Here is a 777-nt window from a genome sequence, read left to right as displayed (position 1 = left end):
GCGTAGAGCACCGCGCGCTTATCGGAGTGTCGTCCATGGCCCTTACCAATACTGGTAGTGAGGCAGAACCCGTCGAACAATCGAGCCATTCGGAAGTCGAACAGCACAGCACCAAGGTTCTGATGCTGGGCGCGCTCGGTGTCGTCTATGGGGATATCGGCACCAGTCCGATCTACGCCTTTCGCGAGGCGCTGGTGGCATCTTCCGGCGGACAGGTGGCCGACCGCGGTGACATCCTCGGCGTTTTGTCGCTGATCATCTGGTCGCTGACCATCATCGTCACCATCAAATACATCATGTTCGTGCTGCGGGCGAACAACCGCGGCGAGGGCGGCGTGCTGTCGCTGATGGCGCTGGCGCGCGGCAGTTTCCCCAAGCGCTCGGCGCTGATGCTCGGCATCGGCATCGTCGGGGCGTCGCTTTTCTTCGGCGACGCCGTCATCACGCCGGCGATTTCGGTGCTGTCGGCGGTCGAAGGCATGAACGTCGTCACGCCGACCTTCCAGCCTTATGTCGTGCCGCTGACACTGGTCATTCTCGCCATAGTGTTCGCGGTGCAACGTTTCGGCACGGGCGGCGTGGGATTGGTCTTCGGTCCCGTGACGGCGGTGTGGTTCCTGGCGATCGGCCTTTCCGGCCTCAACCACATCATCGCCGATCCGGAAATCCTGTGGGCGATCAGCCCGCACTACATCGTCGCCTTCCTGATCAATTCGCCCGATGTCGCTTTCGTCACCATCGGCGCCATCTTCCTCGCGGTCACCGGCGCGGAAGCGC

General features: G+C 62.7%; 1 protein-coding gene. It reads left to right on the top strand.

Annotated elements, in window-relative coordinates; translation table 11 throughout:
* Positions 1–35 precede the first annotated feature (35 nt).
* A partial coding sequence (locus tag EN884_RS37575) for a KUP/HAK/KT family potassium transporter (protein WP_206617780.1) occupies positions 36–777 on the top strand: 742 nt, incomplete at its 3' end.

Source organism: Mesorhizobium sp. M7A.F.Ca.AU.001.01.1.1 (assembly GCF_004022735.1).
Classification (GTDB): domain Bacteria; phylum Pseudomonadota; class Alphaproteobacteria; order Rhizobiales; family Rhizobiaceae; genus Mesorhizobium; species Mesorhizobium ciceri.
The sequence above is the reverse complement of the archived record's forward strand: the minus strand, read 5'-3'. Positions and strand labels throughout refer to the sequence as shown.